The sequence below is a fragment of the Mesorhizobium sp. M2A.F.Ca.ET.067.02.1.1 genome (assembly GCF_004023285.1).
In the GTDB taxonomy this organism is placed as follows: domain Bacteria; phylum Pseudomonadota; class Alphaproteobacteria; order Rhizobiales; family Rhizobiaceae; genus Mesorhizobium.
This window is the reverse complement of sequence record NZ_RZSB01001158.1, coordinates 1-1,197: the sequence shown is the minus strand read 5'-3', so window position 1 is coordinate 1,197 and position 1,197 is coordinate 1. Positions and strand designations below refer to the sequence as shown.

Genomic DNA, 1,197 nt, shown 5'->3' with positions numbered 1-1,197 from the left:
TGCTGGTGCCGACCGCGCGCAAGCGCGAAGGGCTAAAGCCATAAACCCCGGGGGAGAAACCGATGCGCCGCGCCGACAGGCTTTTCCAGATCGTGCAGCATTTGCGGGGTGGCCGGCTGGTCACCGCGCAGAAGCTCGGCACGTGGCTCGAGGTTTCCGAGCGCACCATTTACCGCGACATAGCCGACCTGCAGTCGACCGGCGTGCCGATCGACGGCGAAGCGGGCGTCGGCTACATGATGAGGGAAGGTTTCGACCTTCCGCCGCTGATGTTCACACGTGACGAGATCGTGGCGCTGGTTGCCGGCGCCCGCATGGTGCGCGCCTTTGGCGGCGCCGCGATGGCAAGGGCCGCCGACGAGGCGCTGGTCAAGATCGGCGCGGTGCTTCCCGATACCGAGAAGGACCGCATCGCCCGCACCGAGATCCACACGCCGATGTGGGTGGTGAGCGACGCCGCGCGCGAGGCGATCGACCTGATCGAGCGCGCGGTCGAGAAACGCCAGGTGCTGACCATCGACTATTCCGACGAGGCCGGGCGCGGCACCGCGCGCGACATCAGGCCGCTCGGCCTGTGGTTCTGGGGCAAGGTCTGGACCCTGGTTGCCTGGTGCGAGATGCGCGACGATTTCCGCGCCTTCCGCATCGACCGCATCGCTTCGGTCGTCATCGCCGGCCGCACCTTCAAGCCGGAGCGCGGCAAGCAGCTCGCCGATTTCTACCGAGCTGTCGAGCGCTCGGAGGATTACGGCATGGCGCCCGACCGCGCCGCGCGGACGTGACTTCCTCCCAAGCCATTGTCCAACAAAAAAGCCCGCTCGAAGCGGGCTTTTTTGTTGAGCGCTCCGGAAGGCTCACTCCTCGCCTTCATCCTTGTCCTTCGACTTGAGCGCCGAGAGCTTGGCGAACACCGCGTTGGCATCGAGCTCCTGGTCTTCATCCTTCGGCTTCTCCGGCGCCGGCACCAGCCGTTCGGTGAGGGCGGCGGGCAGCAGCGTGTCGCCGACGGGCTGCGGCTGCTCGCGGCCGCGCGAGGCGCGGTTGACCTCGAGGTCGAGGTCGATCTGCGAGGTGAGGCCGAGCGTCACCGGATCCATCGGCTGCAGATTGGCCGAGTTCCAGTGCTTGCGCTCGCGGATCTGCTCGATGGTCGACTTGGTGGTGCCTACGAGACGGGCAATCTGCGCATCCTTGAGC

Annotated in this window: 2 protein-coding genes; one reads left to right on the top strand and one right to left on the bottom strand. The window is 66.8% G+C overall.

Annotated features, from left to right (window positions below):
• Nucleotides 1-62: 62 nt before the first annotated feature.
• Nucleotides 63-782 (top strand): YafY family protein, encoded by a 720-nt coding sequence (locus tag EOA28_RS36355; RefSeq protein WP_042641559.1) that lies wholly within the window; start codon nt 63-65, stop codon nt 780-782.
• A 72-nt stretch (nt 783-854) separates the two neighbouring features.
• On the opposite strand, the gene EOA28_RS36350 is transcribed toward EOA28_RS36355, so the two are convergent.
• Nucleotides 855-1,197 (bottom strand): cell cycle transcriptional regulator TrcR (locus tag EOA28_RS36350; RefSeq protein ID WP_128315871.1); only part of this gene is annotated, 343 nt, incomplete at its 5' end.

Excerpts from the sequence above, each read along its gene's own strand:
- EOA28_RS36355 (WP_042641559.1), top strand. The coding sequence starts at position 63 with ATGCGCCGCGCCGACAGGCTTTTCCAGATCGTGCAGCATTTGCGGGGT.